General features: G+C 57.8%; 14 protein-coding genes and 2 pseudogenes. 8 read left to right on the top strand and 8 right to left on the bottom strand.

Going from position 1 to position 18,940, the window contains the following annotated elements:
• Positions 1–64: 64 nt before the first annotated feature.
• Together NITLEN_RS17135 and NITLEN_RS18265 are read left to right on the top strand one after the other, a co-directional pair.
• Complete coding sequence (locus NITLEN_RS17135) at positions 65–724, top strand: CHASE3 domain-containing protein (RefSeq protein WP_121990860.1); 660 nt, start codon at positions 65–67, stop codon at positions 722–724.
• 232 nt (positions 725–956) lie between these two features.
• A complete protein-coding gene (locus NITLEN_RS18265) occupies positions 957–1,100 on the top strand; it encodes a hypothetical protein (protein WP_181416959.1) in 144 nt (47 codons plus the stop codon).
• 155 nt (positions 1,101–1,255) lie between these two features.
• Here the strand turns inward: NITLEN_RS18265 and NITLEN_RS17130 are convergent, their stop codons facing one another.
• Positions 1,256–2,638 (bottom strand): TAXI family TRAP transporter solute-binding subunit, encoded by a 1,383-nt coding sequence (locus NITLEN_RS17130; protein WP_121990859.1) that lies wholly within the window; start codon positions 2,636–2,638, stop codon positions 1,256–1,258.
• 580 nt (positions 2,639–3,218) lie between these two features.
• Between NITLEN_RS17130 and NITLEN_RS17120 the strand changes: the two genes are divergently transcribed.
• Positions 3,219–3,776, top strand: coding sequence for a hypothetical protein (locus tag NITLEN_RS17120; RefSeq protein ID WP_121990857.1), 558 nt, complete (start codon positions 3,219–3,221; stop codon positions 3,774–3,776).
• A 38-nt stretch (positions 3,777–3,814) separates the two neighbouring features.
• On the opposite strand, the gene tmpT is transcribed toward NITLEN_RS17120, so the two are convergent.
• Together tmpT and NITLEN_RS17110 are read right to left on the bottom strand one after the other, a co-directional pair.
• Positions 3,815–4,459 carry a thiopurine S-methyltransferase gene (gene tmpT / locus NITLEN_RS17115; RefSeq protein WP_121990856.1) on the bottom strand — a complete coding sequence of 215 codons (645 nt, stop codon included), beginning with the start codon at positions 4,457–4,459 and terminating at the stop codon, positions 3,815–3,817.
• A gap of 176 nt (positions 4,460–4,635) precedes the next feature.
• Positions 4,636–5,766, bottom strand: a complete 1,131-nt coding sequence (locus NITLEN_RS17110; RefSeq protein ID WP_121990855.1) for a flavin monoamine oxidase family protein — start codon at positions 5,764–5,766, stop codon at positions 4,636–4,638.
• Positions 5,767–6,131: 365 nt separating this feature from the next.
• Between NITLEN_RS17110 and NITLEN_RS18500 the strand changes: the two are divergent.
• Positions 6,132–6,230 (top strand): annotated as a pseudogene (locus NITLEN_RS18500) (transposase); the annotation flags it as partial.
• Positions 6,231–6,415: 185 nt separating this feature from the next.
• On the opposite strand, the gene NITLEN_RS17100 reads toward NITLEN_RS18500, so the two are convergent.
• Together NITLEN_RS17100 and NITLEN_RS17095 are read right to left on the bottom strand one after the other, a co-directional pair.
• Positions 6,416–7,816, bottom strand: coding sequence for a TIGR00341 family protein (locus tag NITLEN_RS17100; RefSeq protein WP_121990853.1), 1,401 nt, complete (start codon positions 7,814–7,816; stop codon positions 6,416–6,418).
• A gap of 195 nt (positions 7,817–8,011) precedes the next feature.
• Positions 8,012–10,273, bottom strand: coding sequence for a [protein-PII] uridylyltransferase family protein (locus tag NITLEN_RS17095; protein ID WP_121990852.1), 2,262 nt, complete (start codon positions 10,271–10,273; stop codon positions 8,012–8,014).
• Positions 10,274–10,538: 265 nt separating this feature from the next.
• Between NITLEN_RS17095 and NITLEN_RS17090 the strand changes: the two genes are divergently transcribed.
• On the top strand, positions 10,539–12,218 hold the full coding sequence (locus NITLEN_RS17090) for a [protein-PII] uridylyltransferase family protein (protein ID WP_181416958.1): 1,680 nt from the start codon (positions 10,539–10,541) through the stop codon (positions 12,216–12,218).
• An 83-nt stretch (positions 12,219–12,301) separates the two neighbouring features.
• Here the strand turns inward: NITLEN_RS17090 and groL are convergent, their stop codons facing one another.
• The 3 genes from groL to NITLEN_RS17075 form a co-directional block, all read right to left on the bottom strand.
• The gene (gene groL, locus NITLEN_RS17085; protein ID WP_121990850.1) at positions 12,302–13,942 is read right to left on the bottom strand and encodes a chaperonin GroEL; all 1,641 of its coding nucleotides are present in this window, start codon (positions 13,940–13,942) and stop codon (positions 12,302–12,304) included.
• A 47-nt stretch (positions 13,943–13,989) separates the two neighbouring features.
• Positions 13,990–14,289 carry a GroES family chaperonin gene (locus NITLEN_RS17080; RefSeq protein ID WP_121990849.1) on the bottom strand — a complete coding sequence of 100 codons (300 nt, stop codon included), beginning with the start codon at positions 14,287–14,289 and terminating at the stop codon, positions 13,990–13,992.
• A 270-nt stretch (positions 14,290–14,559) separates the two neighbouring features.
• Complete coding sequence (locus NITLEN_RS17075; RefSeq protein ID WP_121990848.1) at positions 14,560–15,567, bottom strand: sigma-70 family RNA polymerase sigma factor; 1,008 nt, start codon at positions 15,565–15,567, stop codon at positions 14,560–14,562.
• Between the two features lie 123 nt (positions 15,568–15,690).
• Here NITLEN_RS17075 and NITLEN_RS17070 point away from each other — a divergent pair, with 123 nt between their 5' ends.
• The 3 genes and pseudogenes from NITLEN_RS17070 to ribH form a co-directional block, all read left to right on the top strand.
• Positions 15,691–16,896 carry an MFS transporter gene (locus NITLEN_RS17070; RefSeq protein WP_121990847.1) on the top strand — a complete coding sequence of 402 codons (1,206 nt, stop codon included), beginning with the start codon at positions 15,691–15,693 and terminating at the stop codon, positions 16,894–16,896.
• Positions 16,897–16,998: 102 nt separating this feature from the next.
• Positions 16,999–18,207 carry a bifunctional 3,4-dihydroxy-2-butanone-4-phosphate synthase/GTP cyclohydrolase II gene (locus NITLEN_RS17065; protein ID WP_121990846.1) on the top strand — a complete coding sequence of 403 codons (1,209 nt, stop codon included), beginning with the start codon at positions 16,999–17,001 and terminating at the stop codon, positions 18,205–18,207.
• A gap of 255 nt (positions 18,208–18,462) precedes the next feature.
• A pseudogene (gene ribH, locus NITLEN_RS17055) lies at positions 18,463–18,921 on the top strand (6,7-dimethyl-8-ribityllumazine synthase); the annotation flags it as partial.
• Positions 18,922–18,940: the final 19 nt, after the last annotated feature.

Below are 18,940 nucleotides of genomic sequence, written 5' to 3'. Positions count from 1 at the left end.
AGTGCTGGCCGGTATCATCGACTGACGCCCGCTGCCGGGCCCATTCACCCCGCTGCCTATCCCTATGACCAACCCTATAAAGCGCAAGTTGATTCTGAGCGTCCTCGCCGTGCTCCTGCTGTTTGTGTTGCTCGCGATTCAGGCCGGTGTTGTCAGTCGGTGGCAGGCTGTGCATGATGATCGAGACCGCTACGTGCATATCAAACAGGAACTGTTTCGACTCGAACGACTCGTGGCCGATGTGGACAACGGGTTTCGTGGGTATGCCTTGACGAAAGAAGGCCGGTTTGTAAAACCCCTGGTTGTTGCCGAATACGACATCCTTGGTCTCGTCAATCGTTTGCTAGCCATCACGGCTCCTTGGCCTGACCTGCATACTCCAGTTCAGGTGCTCACCAGTGCCGTTAAAGAGCTCCTGGAGACAAAGCGCCAGCTCATGTTGGATCTGGTGCTCGGGCACGAAGAAGAGGTCCTGAACTATATTCGGACGGGAGAGGGATTGGAGCTGAATGACACGGTCGTCCTGGCGTTTCAAGGGGTGGAACACAAAATGGCTCAACGCGACAGAGAAACCATGCAAGATCGTGACGCCGTGCGCGCATGGGCTCCTGTCATTCTCTCGGTCACCACGTTCAGCGCATTGGTCCTCGGAATGAGCATGAATCGTTGGGCCATACGCTTGTCCAAAACGATCGCCCTTCCGCGCACGATGGCGTCTCTCTAATAACTGCGGCTGCTTCGGTGACATTTCGCGATTCATTGCGATCAGCACGCGCTCACGTGTGACGTTGTTCCTTCACTGATTCTTTCACATCGTCAATCGGCTTTTGTTCGCGGTCTTTTGCGCGTTCCGTGTGCAACCGTGTGCGGTACGTCAGTTGCTGACTTGTCTTGCAGCGCCGAAGCGCGAGACGCGTACGGGAAGGGTACACCAGACCGTCGAGAGGAGGCATGACATGCGAAAGCAATGTTACGGCATGGAGCAGGGGCGGGCGATGTACGATGAAGTCGGAATATTTCGTCTTGGATGGTTCTTGGCAATGGCCGTCGCCGCAGGGTTCTGTTGGGCAGAGGTTATTCCGGCAGCGCGGCGGCGCTGACTGAGCACGCCATATCCGCCGACCAAGTCGATTGCGGCATAGTCAGTTCAGGCTCCTGCGCGGTTGCCATCGAGAGATCGCTCGGGACATTGCCGGTCTCTTGGCGGCGGGTGTCTTTATCGAGGTGACACGAACTGGAAAGGATCGTTCGCCGGCTACGGTGACGGCGGCGGGGCGGATTCTTTTTGAGCTGCCAGTTTCGCGGCGCGATCGCTCTTGAGCGACGTCTGGCTGAGCTGGGCATCGATAAATTCATTGAGAGAGGTATAGCTATCGCGGCTGAGTTTGTCTTCTGCCATGAGTGTCAGGGCATGCATGCGGATGTTTTCGATGGCGGTATGATCGATTTCATCTTGGTGCCGCAGGGTTGCGATTTGAGTCATGAGATGCGTGACGCGCCGGCGTTGGACCCAGGCATAGAGCAAGGCATAGACCGTTGGGATGCCACCGAGGATAGACAAGACGATATCCCGCTGCTCAATGAGAACGGCGAGGATGCCCTCGAACCATGGCCAGAGCGGGACGTTTCCGCCTTTGTAATAGGCGACAGCTCCTGGGTGGAGCGGGAAATAGTCGTTTTGGCTGAGCTGCGCTTTGGAGAAATCCTCGGGTAGCAGCATGCCGGTTTGCAGCTCCGGCCAGTGAAGGGCTAGGGTGCGCACAATCTGATAGGCCAGGCGGCTGCTCACTTCACCGTTGGCTACGAGGATATCTTCTGCTCCAAGGGTGGTGATGGCCACGCTCGGGAAATCCTTGTTGTACACACCTGCGGGAATGGTTTGCGCCGATAAGGCCGGATGCAGCGTGTGGATCGCATTAATCACTCCTTCAGAAAGTGGCACTAAGAGGCCATGTTGCGACATGGTCACGGCGACGGGGCTCCCGGTCGCCACTAACAGGCAGAGGACGTCAATGCGGTCGTGGAGAAAATCATCCGCGGCGTCGACGTAGGAACCGCGCTCAGTGAGTTCCCATCCCAGATCGGTCCCCGTCGATGTTTTGTAGTAGGTCAGGATGTGACTCATCACCGTGTGGGTCGATCCGTTCGGAGAGCCGATGTAGACTCGGAGCGGACGCCCCAGTCGCCGGCGTACATTGTCAACGAGGTCGGACAGTTGAGTAATGGGTTTGCCCAGCTGGTGGCTCAGCTGTGGTCTGACGATGATGTGCAGATTTGAGCTGGATATTTTTATCAGTCCACGGATATCTGCGCTGCCCGATTCTTTGGGTTTGACGGACAGGCCTTCCAGCGCCATTCCCAATTGAGCTTCCCGGTGAGCCAATAGCTGAAGATTCTCTTGAGGGCCATGAGAATCTATGTGCTGGAAGATGAGCGGCGCTTCGAGGGGCTGCTGTTCAAAGTCGGACCGGAGGATCTGTTCGATCTTTTGGCCTAACTCATAGTAACCGCTGCCCTGAATGCCCGTGGCAATCGACACCATCTGAGTGGTCGTCAATGAGCGATAGACTCCCAGCGCTAAGAGCAGCGCGAGGATGGTCGCGCCCAGCGCGGGCAGGATTTTTCGGGGAATGCTCATGGGGAAAACCCTCGGTCCAAGGGGTGAGGCTCAGGTCCTTGTTCTTCCTGTGGGTTCGGGGCAGCGCGATGCGCGATCTTCCGTCCCACCTCGGCGTATCATGATGCAAAACCTTCAGTGGAAGATGCAAGACCTTGTTATCGCACCATGAAAGGAAATAAGGGCTCACTGCGCGCGCTCCGATTTGACGGACAATCGTTTCTGCTCCAGCTGGTTTCAGCCGTGGTGTCGCTGGAGCAGGCGCTGGCCGGTGGAACCGCTAGAACCACCCGTTGTTGCGGGCTTCTTCGAGCGTCGCCCGATTGAGATCGTCATACACATCGCGGATCACGGTTTTGGGAGCGTCTTTAAACGGCATAATTGGGGAGACGTGTGAATGGCGATGGAGTGCCAGATCCTTCGCGCTGCGGCGGCAGGCGAAAAGGACCTCACCTCGGTGCCGCCTCATCAGCATGATGAGAGTACCGTGCACTGAGAAACGGCTTCTGGTACCCTGCGCTCCGCGCTTAACGCTGGGAACTGGAGTGCAACCGGCGCGGAGCTGCGGCATCACCACAACTCGACAGTGAAGGAGGAGCGGATGGCCAAGGCAAAACAGACTCCGACGGGGCGGGCGCAGGGCGGTCCGAAGGCATTGACTGGCCTGGAAGGGCCGATTATCGAAGGCATGGCCACGCTGTTCGAGAAGTTCGGGCCGGCGGTGGGCAGTGCGATGTACAAAGCCTATCTGGGTAATACCGATCTGTTTATCCAAATCGCTTCAAGCCATCGGGAGGGTGATTACTACGTCGTCGAGCTGACGCTGCGCAATGTCAGCGAACACGGCGTGTACCTTGAGGCGTTGAGTCTTCCCGATTCTCCTAAGGTGCCGTTGGAAATCGGCCATAAGGTGCGGAAAGATACCGGCATGACCATCGATCAGGTCTTGGTCTGGGAGGCAGTGGATCAGTCGACATTCCTGCCGGCGCATCTCCGGCCAGGCGGGGATGACTCGAAGACGGTATGGCTGCGGATCGGGCCGATCTCAAAGCAACCGGACAAACTGGCTGATGTGAAGTCCATGAAGCTGGGCTACAGGTACTCGCCGCTCGATGAGGCAACGTCAACCGACAAAACCATTCGTGTGCGGCTGCGGTGACGTGAGGCGAAGCGAAGAAGCGTCCCCTGTCGGATGCTCTAGCCCGGCCGCTTGTTCAACCGCCAGATATGTTCGGTTGCCGGACATTTTCCTTTGAGCCCGCCGGGGACATCCTCGCGAGCCAGCAGCGTGAGGGTATAGCTATCGCTGTAATGGCGACGGAGTTCATCGGAGGTCACTGAAAACGGCGGCCCTGCCACGACGGTTTGGTCGTACTCATAGCCGATGACCAGTTGGGGCGCCAAGGCTGTGATGGATTTGAGATGCGCCGTGTAGCGAGTCCGCACAGCCTCCGGTAGTGCGACCAGGGCGGCCCGGTCATAGACTGCGTCAACAGGGCCGAGGATTTCGCGGGATAGGTCAAAGATATCGCCGACGAAGATGTCGATCTTTTCTCCGTGAAAATGCTTGAGTTTACCGACCTCCGAGATACGAGCGTCCATTTTCAGTTCTGCGAAGAGCTGCGTCACGGCCAACTCGCTGAGCTCCGCTCCGGCGACCGCATAGCCGCGAGGCAAGAGCCAGCCGAGATCGAGAGACTTCCCGCAGAGCGGCACAAAGACACGCCCGCCAGGTGGCACGTTCAAGGAAGGAAAGTGTGTGGTCAGCAGCGGGTTGACGGCGCGCTCATGCCAGCCTGTCTGGTTCGTCTGCCATCGGTTATGCCAAAAACTTGCGTCCATGTGAATTCCTCTATGGGTATGCGGTCTCAGAACTTCCGAGGCCATCCTAAAGGGCGGAGGCAGAGAGAGGCAAGGCAGACGGGGAGGGTGAATGTCCGGCGTACGGGCTGATGCCAAGAAGCAGACGGTTGAAACTCAAACGTTCAGGTTGGTGGTGCATCTGTCCCGCTGAGCAATTAGAAAAGATGCCCACCCCCTTCGTTTTGTCTCCTACTGCGTAGATCAGATACCGCTCGTTCCGCTGCGGCAATGGCTCCAGCCAAGTAGCCTGGCGCCGTGGTGCTGGTTTCGCTGCCGGCAAGAAACATGCGGTTCTTCCAGACACCAGTCACCCAGGGTATTCGTGCGGGTTCGGGATGTCCGGTTGGTGCACGGTCATCTGCTGTCGCAGTGAGGGGATCTGCGGCCCAGTCCTTGAGGAGCGTAGCGTGAGGGCGCCCGGCTTCCGGTCCAAACAATCGAGCCAGCTGAGTAATGCACGCGTGTGTGAGAGCGTCTTCACCGAGTGCGACTCGCTGATCCGCGTGTACGCCAAGAAATCCAAAGAGGGCCGGCATGCCTGAGGCCGTGGTGGCATCATGGATTTCGACAAGTGGGCCTACCTGGCTTTGGGCCGTTCCAGACAACCCGGCGTCGCGCCAAAAGGATTGCCGATAGAGCGCGAAAAACTTCGCGTGGGGCGCCATCCATGTCGGTGTGTGGCGCCAGAGAATAGCGGTGGCAGAGTCGATGTCCGGAGTAAAGGACACCGATGATGCAAGAAGACGTGGTGGAAGCGCGAAGATCACGTGCTCTGCTGCGACGTCGTGTTCAGCCCCGTCGGGAGCTACGATCGTTAACAGAACGTCTGAGTTATTGAGCGTCGCATGGCGCACACGCATGCCGAGCCGTACTGCCTCAGGGGGGAGCGTTTTAGAAAGGGCTGGAATGAATGCCCCGGTGCCCCCAGCAACACGCATGGATTGAGGTGCTTGCGGCATTCCCTGATAGCGTCTCGGCTCCTCATGAGGCAGCCGTTCAACGACCATATCGCCATCGCTATATTGGGGAAAGGTCTCAAGCCCCAACTCGTCAACGAGAGCCGCCAGGCCTCGCTGCATCTCCGGCCAGAACCAGGAAGGACCAAGGTCAAAACCATCGTTCGAAGAGTGGCCCTGGTCGTTGGCGGAGAGAATGCGCCCACCCAGCCGATCACGGGCCTCGAACAGGTGGAAGTCGATGCCAAGCGCATGAAGCCGCCGTGCCGCATAGAGGCCAGCAAGCCCGCCTCCGACAATGGCAACCGAGGTTTGGATATCGCCCGCCATCAATGTAGTGTCCTTCCAGAAATCTCCAGCCAGCGGTGTCCTCTGCGAGCTGAACTCACTGGTAGCCTGCAGCTATTTGGTAGAGTACTTCATTCAGAGTGACACGCATGAGGGCTAGGGGGGCTAGGGATTCGTGACGAAGTCTTTATTCTAGAGGGAGTGAATGCGCTCAGGCTACGTTCCTGGGGTGTGAGAGTCAATACGAAGGTCGTGAACGCACTGAGGGGTAGTGGGGGGGGGGCAAATGTCGGGGATCGTGCTGATGGTGTGTTCATGCAGCCGAGCAATCAGAAAAGACTCCTGAGCTAGCCCGGATTTGACGGACACCTCAAATGGGGGCACGATAGCTCCCGAGGAGGTGCGACATGGGCCAACGACGACGGTTCACCCCCGAGTTTAAGCGGCAAGCCGTGCAATTGCTCAATGCCGGACAACGCCCCGCGGCTGAGATTGCCCGTGAGCTGAACAGAATAAGGTGTCAGGAACCATTGTTCTCCAGTCCTTGCTTTGGTCTCCCTTGATCTCGCGCCGTCGAGCCTAAGTCCTACTGTGTAACCATCTGCTCCAACCGTATCGGGCTGCCAAATGGTTCCTGACACCTTTTTCTTCCCACGAGTCTGTCGGCAAGGGTGTTCGACGACCGTTGATTCTAATGCTTAGGCCTGGCTTTGGGGGCCTGGCTTTCAAAATTTACCATCACATCCTCTGTCTTTGTTCTGACCTTGAACCAACCCTCAATGCGTTTCCGATCCCTTGTTGAAAGGGGGGCGCTGGATGAAACGCGGAGATGTTGCATGGTTTTCGCGGGAGCGTTTTCCGTGAACACCAGACCTTCGCCAACCATGACCTGCGTGATGAGCGGGTACTGGGCGCGAAGCTCATGCGCAATATCTTCTGCAATTGCGAACAGCACATTTCTTGATGCAATCTCATTTTGTAGTCTGAGGATTTCAGCATCTTTTTTGTGTGACGCTTCTTGGCCGTCCCGGTACAGATCACTTAATAAAGAGGACTTCAAGGCGGTGACATCCACTTTGTCATCGCTTGACTGGTGGACAACAATGCGTGCCTGCTCTAAGTGAGCAGCGGCCAAACGGCCTTCAATGGTTTGGAGTGTTGATTTTGTCAGTGGCGCACCAATCAAAGAGAGTTCGATCGTTTGCGTTTTGGGATCGATTTTCAGTTCGGCCGCATGGGTGTTGGGGAAGGCAAACTCCTGATCGACAAACTGCCGTGCTCGTGATTTGAAGACCTCTTCGTTCACGAGAGTGGCTGCCAGATACGCGCTTGGTAACGCCGTGCACAGCGCTAAAACCACAAGCCAGACTTTTACGCGCCAGGCGATGGTGTCGTCCGCAAAGCGGTGTGGCGCTAGCCGTAAAATCCGTAAGCCGATCATCGTTGCCAGGGCAATGAACACGCAGTTGATGGTGTACAGGTACAAGGCACCCGCAGCAAAACGCCACTCACCGGTGGCAACACCAAAACCAGCCGTGCAAATAGGCGGCATCAACGCCGTGGCAATCGCAACCCCAGGAATGACATTGGATTTTTCTTTGCGCGTCACTCCCACGATGCCAGCCAAGCCGCCGAACAACGCAATCAGCACGTCCCAAATGGTAGGGGTGGTTCTCGCGAGCAGTTCAGATTGGACTTGGTGTAGAGGTGAAATTGAAAAATAGAGTGCGGATACGATAAGGCTGATCAACGTGGCGATACCCAGATTCAAAAGGGCGCGCTTGACCAAAGAAAAATCGTACACCGCCATGCCGAGTCCCACGCCCATGATGGGTCCCATGAGCGGAGAAATCAGCATGGCACCGATGATGACCGCAGTGGAATTCACATTTAAACCGACGGATGCAACAATGATGGCGAATATCAGAATCCAGGGGGTTGCCCCAATGAGTTCTATCCCGTCACCGATGCGCCGTTCGATTTCGCTATCATCCGCTTTATCTTCACGAAGACTGAACCGATGAACCAAGAACGTAAGTAGATGATTGAGTGCATTGTGCGTGGCATTGGCTTTGTCATCTGAATATTTCATGACTACCCTTTTAGATCATTGGTTACGCAGCCGACGTCAAACCAGCGCTCACCTCTCGAATCCATTTGCTGCCGAACGGACATGTCTCGCGACTCCACGCAACAGGACTCATCAGAAATTGAGTGTAGAACCTACGGGCTGGAGCAACGCAAAGGGGGCGAGGGGGGCTTGTCGTGTTCCCAGGTGCATTTGTCCTTACACCTTCCCAAACGTCCTCTCAAAAAACTCTTTCGTCAGCTTCATATGCTGTTCAATATCCGTCTGTAGGTGTCTGGCTCCGGCTTGCCAGTCGTCGGTGGTGTAGCCGACGCGGCGGGCGAGGAAGATGAATTCTTCTGAGTCTGATGGGGGGAGGACGAGGTCTTTCGCATTGCCGCGTACCATGCGGAGGCCGTCGATGAGCATGCGGATAAAAAGGTAGGCTTTGCGCAACTGCTCGCCGTCCTGCCTGGTCACCAACCCGCATTCCACTAATCCCGCTAAGGCCTGCATGGTGTTGGGCGTTCGCAAGATCGGCTGTTTGTGTCCGTGCATCACTTGCAGATACTGCACGGCGTATTCGATATCCACGAGGCCGCCGGCGCTGTGTTTCACATTCACCGTGCCCGGCTCAACGAGTTGCTTCAATTGCGCCCGGCGCAGATCCAAGGCCGTGGGGAGATCCCAGGGTTCGCCGCCATAGACGTAATGATCCCGATGGGCTTCAACCTGCTTGCCGAGTGTCGCATCCCCGGCGACGGTGCGGAGCTTGATCATGGACTGGCGTTCGAACGGCGCGGCTAATCCTGTGGGGCTGTAGTAGCTGATGATTTCTTCCAGCGGATTCGTCAGCGAACCTTTGCCGCCGTGAGGGCGCAGGCGGATGTCGAGGTGGAAGATGCCTTCTTGCTTGGCCTCGATCCACTGCAGGAGTTCCTGCGCGAGCCGTTCGAAGTATTCGCTGTTTTCGATGCCCTGCTTGCCGCTGGTGCGTCCTGCGCCGCCGTAGACGAAGAGGACTTCGATATCAGAAGCGTAGCCCAGTTCGCGGCCGCCGAATTTTCCCTGGCCGAGGATGGCAAAGGGGCAGGGTTTTTTATTTGCCAGCTTCGGCGCGCCGTATTGTTTCTCCAGCTTGGCCTGGCAGTCGCGCAGGCTGCGGCTCACGATGACTTCGGCCAGTTCGGTCAGGGCCTGGGAGAAATCGGCCAGGCCGGAGGATTCGACCATGTGTTTCATGTCGATCCGGAACAACTCCTGATCCTTAAACCGGTTCAATGCTTCTTTGCGCGCCTCGTCGGTCTTGGCCTTGTCCACGAGCTTGTCGAGTTCCTTGCGCAGCGCGGTCTGCGGCTTGATGAGCGGGGCGTCTCGGTAATGCTGCAAGAGCGGTAGGAGATTGCCGTGTTGGCGGCGCAGAAAATCCTCCCACAGAAAATCGCTGGTGCCGAGCAGGCGGGCGAGGAGGGGGAAGGTTTTCTTGTCGCCGAGAAACGCGAGGGCCTGCTGCTGGGCTTTGCCTTTGGTGTCCTGCACAGTGAGGTCGAGGAACTGATCGAAGGCTTCGAGCGCTTTGGCCGGGTCCGGCGCCCAGGTGAGGGCGTGGGTGAATTGCTTGATGAGGACGGCGGTCAGGCGTAGGTGCTGTTGATCGGCGAGGTCGGTCAGTTTCTGCCCGTGACGATTGCGGACGTAGAAACGATCATGCAGCTTGCCGTCTTCGATGGCGAATTGCGCTTTGTCGATATAGATGTTGCGCATCGCGAGCGCATTGGCAAAGGCGTACAAAAATGCGGGGGTGTCGTCCGATTGAATGTCCATCACCGTATCGGTGGGCGACTGACTGTTATCGAACGTGATGTGGACGGTGTGGAGCAGGCCGCTGAACGACCCGCGCCGCTTGCCCAGTTGCTCGACTAATTGGCGGTTCACGGCTTGGCGCGCTTCATCGAACTCTCCGGCATCGAGTTGTTGCAAGAGGGTGGTGAGTTCGGCGATGAGGCGTTGGTGGTCATCCGGTCCAAATGGTACGCCGCGCCCTGGTTGTACGCGAAAGACATCCACAATTTTTTTTCGGCTTAAGCCCGGCCGGCTCTTGGGACGTATCCGTTGTCCGCCGGCATACCCGCTGCGGGTTGTGACCGGCGCGGCGCTGTCGGCGAAGGTATAGATCTGGCCTTCTTCGATGTTGAGCCCGAAGGCGGAAAGGAGCCCGCAGATGTTGGCGAAGGCAGAGAAGTAGTCGTAGGCGACGAGCGTCAGATCGAAGTGCTGATCGCGGCGTTCTACAATCGTGACTTCACAGGGATGATCGGGGGTCAGTTGCGCGGCGAGTCGAACGTGCTGTGCGACGGTGGCCGGTTCGAAGCGGCGGAAGTACTCCTGATCCATGCGACTGAGAAAATCCTGAAGGACATCGGCGGCGACGTCGGAACAGAGGGCACTCACGGTTTGTTTGAGCGGCTCATCGAGAGGCATAGCGATCGAATCCTTTGGCTGACCGGCCCCAGTATACCGGAATGGATTGAGTCAGTATAATGCCGCCCCATGATAACCAGGATGTTGAAAATGTCGCTCTTTCCACCCGCCCAGCCCCGGCGCGCCGAGACGCGCCCTTCACCGAGCGGCGTGATCGTTTCGTTCTAATCAGTAGCCATGTCTGTAGGGGATTTGCTTGGGCACTAAGAAACCAATACGGCGGTCTTCTCCAGGGATGGCACCGTCCAAGTCTGTTCAAGGAGCAGTGCTATCAATTTCCGGGAAGCCCGATCCTCGTCCTGTGCTGTTGGCGGCTGAACGGGATCCGCAACAAATCGGGGCAATTCTCACTGCCTATGGCTTGCATGATATCGATCAGGCGGACCGCAATCTTCAGGCGATGGCGGGCGATCCGCATCATCGGCGTCAATTGGCCGAGATTCTGCCGATCCTGTTGGATGCTATTTCGCGAACCGCGGACCCGGATCAGGCTCTGAATCATTGGGAACGGTTGCTCGGCGAAGTCACACGCTCCTCCTTTCTCGACTACTTGCGCAGTTCGCCGCGCATGCTCGATCTGCTCTGCACGATCTTCGGGAACAGCGATGCGCTCGCTTTTACGGTGATTCGCGATCCCATGCTGGTCTATTGGCTGTCGGAAGACGCGGTGCTCTCGAAACCGCCCGCGAGGAAAGAGCTGGAATCGGCGCTGCACAAAAGCCTGGCTCATCTGACGGTAAAGGAAATGAAGCTGGAGGCGCTGCGCCGGTTTCGCCGGCGGGAGATGTTGCGCATCGGTGTGCGCGATCTGTTGCGGCTGTCGCCGGTGCCGGAGACGACGGGGTCGTTATCCGATCTGGCAAGTCTATTGATTCATGCGGCCTATGAGATCGTCGATGCCGACCTGCGGCAGCAGTACGGTGTGCCGATGCACAAGACGAAGCAGGGGCGGTGGGTGGAGACGGGATTTGCCGTGATGGGCATGGGGAAGCTCGGCGGGCACGAGTTGAACTATAGCTCGGATGTCGATTTGATTTACGTCTATGCGTCGCATGATGGGGAGACGAAGGCGCCGCGCGGTAGGCAGACGATGAAGCCCGGCGCTGTCGGTATTTCCAACGAGGAGTATTTTGAGATTCTCTCGCGCGAACTGACGAAGGCCCTGGTCGAGCAGACGCGGGAAGGCTATGTCTTCCGTGTGGATCTACGTTTGCGGGCTGAAGGCTCGGTCGGACAATTGGCGCGGTCGCTTGACGACTATCAAAAATACTACGCCACCAGAGGCGTGGTGTGGGAACGGCTCGCACTGCTGAAGGCTTGGCCGGTGGCCGGTTCCATGGAGGTGGGGCTGGCGTTTCTGAAGATGGTGAAACCGTTTATCTTCGGACCACCCAAAGACAAGATCGATCTCTCCGGCGCGCTGGCGATTGTGCAGGATGTGCGGGGGGTGAAGGACATGATCGATGCGAAGATGGCCGACCGTGGCCATGAGCGGCGTAATGTGAAGCTCGGCATCGGCGGGATTCGCGAGATCGAGTTTCTTGTCCAGACCGTTCAGGTGATCGCGGGCAAGAAAGTGGCGGGGTTGTTGGATCGCGGCACGCTGGGCGCGCTGAACCGCTTTGTCCGTTACAAGCTGATCTCGACGCAAGAACGCGATGATTTGACCGCCGCCTATGTCTTTCTCCGCGACGTCGAGCACAAGTTGCAGATGGTGCAGGATTTTCAGACCCATGCGTTGCCGGAAACGGCGGAAGAGCTCGAACGCTGCGCTATTCGAGGAGGCTATGGCACGGATGACCGCGCCCAAAGCGTCGCCCGATTCCGCGCCGATCACGAACGCTACACCGGCCTCGTGAACCGGTTTTTCCGCGCCTTCTACTACGACGCCAAAACCTCGCCTGTCCTGAAGGCGACGATGCGACTGGTGACATCCGCCAAATAGTTCATTGCGCTGAAACACGAAGGGCCCGGCGGTTTCCCGCCGGGCCCTTCTGTTGCTGCACGCAGGGCGTGCTCAGCTCGATCTTAGTACATCCCTTCCATGCCGTGGTTGTGTCCGGCATGGCCGCCGCCGGCGGCTTCCTTCTTCTCTTCGGGGATGTCGGTGATCATGACTTCGGTGGTGAGCATCAAGCCCGCCACGGAGGCCGCGTTCTGCAATGCGCAGCGCGACACCTTGGTCGGATCGATGATACCGGCCTTGATCATGTCCACATACTCTTCCGTCGCTGCGTTGTAGCCTGAGCTGAGGTTCTTGTCATTGCGCACTTTCTCGACAATGACGGATCCTTCCATTCCGGCGTTGGCCGCGATCTGGCGGATCGGCTCTTCGAGGGCGCGGCGGATGATGTTCACACCCACCTGCTGTTCGGGAGCCAACTTGAGCGAGCTCAGCGCGTCGATGCAACGGAGATAGGCTGTTCCACCGCCGGGCACGATGCCTTCTTCGACGGCTGCCTTGGTCGCGTGGAGGGCGTCCTCGACGCGGGCTTTCTTTTCCTTCATCTCGGTCTCGGTCGCGGCGCCGACGTTGATGACGGCCACACCGCCGACGATCTTGGCAAGGCGCTCCTGGAGCTTCTCGCGATCGTAGTCCGAGGTCGTTTCTTCGATCTGAGCCTTGATCTGCTTCACGCGGCCTTCGATCTTCTTCGGATCGCCGTAGCCTTCCACGATCGTGGTGTTATCCTTGTCGATCGTGACGCGCTTGGCGCGGCCGAGGTCGGTGAGCTTCACGTTTTCCAGCTTGAGGCCGATGTCTTCGGAGATCACCTGGCCGCCGGTCAGAATCGCAATGTCCTCCAACATGGCCTTGCGGCGATCGCCGAAGCCCGGAGCCTTGATGGCCGCCACGTTGAGGGTGCCGCGGAGCTTGTTGACCACGAGGGTCGCGAGCGCTTCGCCTTCGACTTCTTCCGCGATGATCACGAGCGGCTTGCCCATCTTGGCAACCTGCTCGAGGACCGGGAGGAGGTCCTTCATGCTGCTGACTTTCTTTTCATTGATGAGGATGAGGGGCTCTTCGACGGAGCATTCCATCCGCTCGGCGTTGGTCACGAAATAGGGGGAGATGTAACCGCGATCGAACTGCATGCCCTCGACGACGTCCAATGAGGTGGTCATCGACTTGGCTTCTTCGACCGTGATCACGCCATCCTTGCCGACCTTCTCCATCGCTTCCGCGATGAGGTCGCCGATGGTCTTGTCGTTGTTGGCTGAGATCGTGCCGACCTGGGAGATCTCCGTCTTATCCTTGCAGGGCTTGCTGAGCTTCTTCAGCTCGCCGATCACCACTTCAACGGCCTTGTTGATGCCGCGTTGAATTTCCATCGGGTTCGCGCCGGCGGTGATGTTCTTCACGCCTTCACGATAGATGGCCTGGGCCAACACGGTGGCCGTGGTGGTGCCGTCGCCGGCGGTGTCGCTGGTCTTGCTGGCGACTTCGCGCACGAGCTGGGCGCCCATGTTTTCGTAGGGGTTCTTGAGTTCGATTTCCTTGGCGACGGTGACGCCGTCCTTGGTGATCGTCGGGGCGCCGAACTTCTTGTCGAGAATCGCGTTCCGGCCCTTGGGGCCGAGGGTCGCCTTGACGGCGTCCGCGAGCTGATTGACGCCTCTCAGAATACATGCGCGAGCTTGCTCGCTATACAACAGTTGCTTAGCCATTAGAGTCCTCCATTCAATTCTAGTTCAATCGTCGTCGTGGTTGTCGATTAGCTGGTGAAGATGCCGAGGATGTCTTCTTCCTTGAGGATCAAGCACTCTTCGTCCTCGATGCGGAGCTTGCTGCCTGAGTACTTGTCGAAGAGAACCTGGTCGCCGACCTTCACGTTCTCGACCTTCTTGCCGATGGCCTGCACGATACCCCGCTGCGGCTTCTCTTTCGCTGAATCCGGTACATAAATCCCGCCGGCGGTCCGCTCTAATTCCTCGGTGTAGGTGACGAACACCCGGTCACCCAAAGGTTGAAATCCCTTGGCGAGGTTCTTCTTCTCTTTCGCTGCTGAGCTCATAACAAACCCTCCTCCTGCGATGAATAAACTGTGGTGAACGTTACAACGATTTGATGCAGAGCCACATTCGTCGGCTGGACTCTCACGCTCCTCGAAAAAACAGAGCGACGCCTATCGTGCAGTATGAGAGATAGCCCGAGGCTGGTCCAAGTCAAGGGGGCGGGAAAAGAAATTCTTTTACAATCCCAACGGCCGGACTGAAGAAATCATAACCTATTGAGATTCAAGAATTCCAGTGAAGAAATTCGGCGGTGAGGTTGGGGCGGGCGGTTAAATTCTCAGACGGTCGAAGTCTTTCACGTCTTTCTTGATGTATTCACGTAATCGCTTGATGATGCGGGCCTCCAGCTGTCTGGTGCGTTCTTTCGTGATGCCGTATTTGTCGCCCAGCTCGTCGAGCGTGAGTGGCGTTTCCGACATCAGCCGGTTTCGCAGAATGTCCTCTTCCCGTTCGTCCAGCGTCTTGGCAAACTCAGCCAGCTTCTTCCTGAACAGTGTGCGAAGCTCATTGTCGGCAATGACCTCGTCTATCCCGGATTGTTGGGAGGGGAGGACGTCGAGCAGAGTGCCGTCTTGTTCTTCCCCGATCGGCTGATCCAGAGATAGCTCCCAATTTCCCAGCCGCTGGTCCATCTCGATGACGTCGCGCTCGCGGACATTCAGCCGATCGGCCAGGAGTTTGGTGTCGGGGGCAAAGCCTTCCCTGGCGAGCTTGGCCTTTTCCTTCTTGAGATTGTAGAAGAGCTTTCGCTGATCCTGGGTGGTGCCGATCTTCACGAGCCGGAAATTGTTCAAGAGATAGCGGAGAATATAGGCGCGCGACCACCAGGCGGCATAGGCGTAAAAGCGGACGTTCTTCGTCGGGTCGAACTTCTTGATCGCCTGCATCAGGCCGACATTGCCTTCTTGAATCAGATCCATGTGGTCGGCGCCGGTATGGAGATACTCGGCGGCGATCGCAACGGAGACCCGCAAGTTGGCCATGATGAGTTTCACGGCGGCTTCGCGGCTGCCTTGCGCGTGGTATTCATGGAACAAGAGCAATTCTTCTTCTTTGGAGAGATAGGGATAGCGTCGGATTTCCGCCAGATATTGCTGGAGGCCGGTAACGGGAGCGACGGCCTGGGCATCGGCCGGCATGCGTCCGTCGGCTTGCGGGAGATCCAACACGACGGGAGGGGCTTCCGCCTCGATGACCTCGTCATCGGAGGGATCGAGAATTTCCGGTTCCAGCGCGCTGGCGGTATCGTCGTCTTCGAATGAATCGTGACCACTCATGGGATGCAGACTATAACAGAACTGCTGGAGCGGACAAAGACGGTGGGGATGTGATGCGTGAAGAGCGGTTGCGCCAGAGAAAGAGGGTCCCCTATAGTGTTGGGTTCTACTGGAGGACGGTGCGTGGCTGATATCTGGCAGATGTTACGTGGCGGTCATTGGCCCACCTTGCTCGGGGCTTGGTTGCATCTCACGGTCAGTTTTATGGTGTGGTTGCTGATCGGGGCATTGAGCCTGCCCATGGCGCGCGCACTGGAATTGACCGGGACCGATTTGTCTGTGCTGGTAGCGTTGCCGCTGTTGGGCGGAGCTCTGTTGCGGGTGTTCGGAGGCTGGAGTTGCGATTGGTTCGGAGCCAAGAATACAGCGGTCGCGATTTTGATTGGCGAGTTGGCGGTGCTGCTCTGGGGTTGGTTGGCGGACCCGGCTTCGATCGGGTTGTGGTGTTTGGCCGTATCGCTGGGGTTGGGTGGGGCGAGTTTCGCGGTGGCCTTGCCGTTGGCCGGACAAGCCTATCCGCCCTCGTCCCAGGGGCTTGTGTTGGGACTCGCGGCGTCGGGCAATATCGGTACGGTGCTGGTCTTGTTTCTTGCGCCTCGCTGGGCGGAATCGCTGGGATGGCAGCAGGTGTTCGGCATCATGGCCGGCATCGTCACTGTGACGTGCGTGTTGTTCATATTACTCGTGCGAGAGAGCCGGCAGGGTGATCGGCACCGGCGCGATGTCGAGTGGTGGCACCATGCCGCTACGCTCCTGCGGCAGCGGTCGGCCTACTGGCTGTGTTTCCTCTACGCGATTACGTTCGGGGGATTTGTTGGGCTCTGCAGCGTGCTCCCAATGTTGTTGTATGAGACCTATGGGTACGATGCCGTCGCCGCCGGGTCGGTGGCGGCGCTCTGTGGTTTAGTCGGCAGCGTGATTCGCCCCTTCGGGGGGTATGCGGCAGACCAGCGCGGCGGCATGCGGGTGTTGTATGTCGTGTTGCCGCTCATTGTCGGATCGGTAGTGGCGGTAACCAGTCCTTCCCAAGCGATGGGCATGGCCATGATTGTGTTAGCGAGCGGAGCGATGGGAGTGGGGAACGGGGTGGTTTTTCAAATGGTGGCGGAAGAGTTTCCTGAGCAGATCGGGATGGCCTCCGGTCTCATCGGCGCCGTTGGGAGTGTCGGCGGCTTTGCCTTCCCGATAGTGCTCTCCGGTTTGAAGCTGGTGACCGGTAGTTATGATGCGGGACTCTGGTTCTTTGCCGGGCTCGGGGTTTGTGCCTGGGGGATGGTGTTTCTCCGTCTGCGAGGGGCCGCAGTGGTGGATGGGGAGGGTGCTCCGTAGGGTTGTTTTTCCCGTTGACAGGCGGGGGCTAAACAGGGTTATCTGTGGGCCTCCTGTTAGGACGATTTTCAACCTAAAATTAATCAGTTAACTTTTCCGATCATGCCTAATCCATTCAATACGATTCAAGACGCAATCAAAGACATTCGCAAGGGCAAGTGCATCATTCTGGTCGATGACGAGGATCGCGAGAATGAAGGCGACTTGGTCATTGCGGCCGACAAAGTGACGCCACAAGCGATCAACTTTATGGCGAAGCACGCTCGCGGGCTCATTTGCCTGGCCTTGACGCCTGAACGCTGCGAAGAATTACAGCTTCCGCCCCAGGCGATTGAGAACACGGCGACTTTCGGTACAGCGTTCACTGTCTCTGTGGATGCCCGCAAGGGGATTACCACCGGGATCTCTGCGGCTGATCGATCAACTACGATTCAGGTGGCGCTTGATCCCAAAGCCAAGCCGGCGGATCTGGCCAGGCCCGGACATATCTTCCCGCTCAAGGCGCAAAAAGGCGGGGTCCTCAAGCGGGCAGGGCAGACGGAAGGCTCTGTCGATCTCGCGCGCCTCGCGGGGCTGCAGCCTGCGGGCGTCATCTGCGAAATCATGAATGAAGACGGCACCATGGCCCGCGTGCCGGAGCTGGCCAAATTTGCCAAGCGTCACAAGCTCAAGATGGTGACGATCAAGGCGCTGATCGAATACCGCATGCAGCGCGAAACCTTCGTGAAGCGGGCGGCGACAGCCCGCATGCCGACGATCTTCGGCGACTTCGAAGCCGTGGCCTTTGAAAACGAAGTCGACAACGTGACGCACATCGCCCTGGTGAAGGGCAAGGTGGACGGCGGTGCGCCGACCTTAGTCCGCGTGCATTCCGGTTGTCTGACGGCAGATGCGCTAGGGTCGTTGCGGTGCGATTGCCGGGATCAGCTCCATCGGGCCATGCAGATTATCGAAGCCGAAGGACGCGGGGTGTTGCTGTACCTCAATCAAGAGGGACGGGGCATCGGTCTTCTGAATAAGCTCAAGGCCTACGGATTCCAGGATGAGGGCAGCGATACGGTCGAAGCGAATTTCAGGCTGGGATTTAAGGCGGATCTGCGGGACTACGGGGTCGGGGCGCAGATTCTCGTCAACCTGGGTCTGCATCAGATTAAATTGATCACCAATAATCCGCGCAAGATTGTCGGCATCGAAGGCTATGGATTGAAAGTGGTGGAGCGGATCCCGATCGAAATCGCCCCCCACAAGGCGAATGTGCGCTACTTGCGCACGAAGAAGAATAAGATGGGGCATCTTTTAAAGAAGGTGTGATTTGTTGAGGCTGCTGACCCCCCTATGGTGGTTTCTTAACTGGATCATCTTGGGCGTTACGCTTGGAGGCGCGGCCGGTTTTGTTGGATTGCTTGTTCTGTCAATTCTAGGGGTGATGAAAAGTTGCGAAACTTGTGGAGGCCCCGAACTAGTCATTGCCTCAGGGGTGCTGATGGGGGGGCTGATAGGAGTGCTTGGCGGCATGCGCGCAGCAGTAGTTATTTATCGGAAACATAATTCGGACCAACTTTCAAAATGAAGCTTCGTAAGGGGTCGCATGATGCGACGGGTATGCGGTTCGGCTTGGTCGTCGCGAAGTTCAATAAATTCGTGACGAGTAAGTTGTTGTCGTCCTGTCTTGACGGGCTGACGAAGCACGGTGTGAAGGATCAGGATATCGAGGTGGCGCGCGTGCCGGGCGCGTTCGAGCTTCCGCTCGTGGCGAAGACGCTGGCGAAGTCCGGGCGGTTCGATGCCGTGATTTGTCTCGGCGCGGTGATTCGCGGCGACACGCCGCACTTCGATTACATCTGCAACGAAGCCAGCCGGGGAATCGGACAGGCATCGTTGGAGACCGGCGTGCCGATCATCTTCGGCGTGTTGACGACGGAGACGGTGGCGCAAGCGATCGAACGGGCGGATCCGGAGAAGTTCAACCGGGGCGGCGAAGCGGCAAAGTCGGCGATTGAAATGGCGAGCGTGATTAAACAACTCAAGGCGCTGAAACCGGTGG

The organism is Nitrospira lenta (genome assembly GCF_900403705.1).
Taxonomy (GTDB): Bacteria; Nitrospirota; Nitrospiria; order Nitrospirales; family Nitrospiraceae; genus Nitrospira_D; species Nitrospira_D lenta.
Note: the sequence above shows the minus strand (reverse complement) of the source record. Positions and strands in the feature narration are given on the sequence as shown.

Excerpts from the sequence above, each read along its gene's own strand:
- NITLEN_RS17135 (WP_121990860.1), top strand. The coding sequence starts at position 65 with ATGACCAACCCTATAAAGCGCAAGTTGATTCTGAGCGTCCTCGCCGTG.
- NITLEN_RS18265 (WP_181416959.1), top strand. The coding sequence starts at position 957 with ATGCGAAAGCAATGTTACGGCATGGAGCAGGGGCGGGCGATGTACGAT.
- groL (WP_121990850.1), bottom strand. The coding sequence starts at position 13,942 with ATGGCTAAGCAACTGTTGTATAGCGAGCAAGCTCGCGCATGTATTCTG.
- NITLEN_RS17100 (WP_121990853.1), bottom strand. The coding sequence starts at position 7,816 with ATGAAATATTCAGATGACAAAGCCAATGCCACGCACAATGCACTCAAT.
- tmpT (WP_121990856.1), bottom strand. The coding sequence starts at position 4,459 with ATGGACGCAAGTTTTTGGCATAACCGATGGCAGACGAACCAGACAGGC.
- NITLEN_RS17095 (WP_121990852.1), bottom strand. The coding sequence starts at position 10,273 with ATGCCTCTCGATGAGCCGCTCAAACAAACCGTGAGTGCCCTCTGTTCC.
- NITLEN_RS17080 (WP_121990849.1), bottom strand. The coding sequence starts at position 14,289 with ATGAGCTCAGCAGCGAAAGAGAAGAAGAACCTCGCCAAGGGATTTCAA.
- NITLEN_RS17075 (WP_121990848.1), bottom strand. The coding sequence starts at position 15,567 with ATGAGTGGTCACGATTCATTCGAAGACGACGATACCGCCAGCGCGCTG.
- NITLEN_RS17130 (WP_121990859.1), bottom strand. The coding sequence starts at position 2,638 with ATGAGCATTCCCCGAAAAATCCTGCCCGCGCTGGGCGCGACCATCCTC.
- NITLEN_RS17120 (WP_121990857.1), top strand. The coding sequence starts at position 3,219 with ATGGCCAAGGCAAAACAGACTCCGACGGGGCGGGCGCAGGGCGGTCCG.
- NITLEN_RS17065 (WP_121990846.1), top strand. The coding sequence starts at position 16,999 with ATGCCTAATCCATTCAATACGATTCAAGACGCAATCAAAGACATTCGC.
- NITLEN_RS17110 (WP_121990855.1), bottom strand. The coding sequence starts at position 5,766 with ATGGCGGGCGATATCCAAACCTCGGTTGCCATTGTCGGAGGCGGGCTT.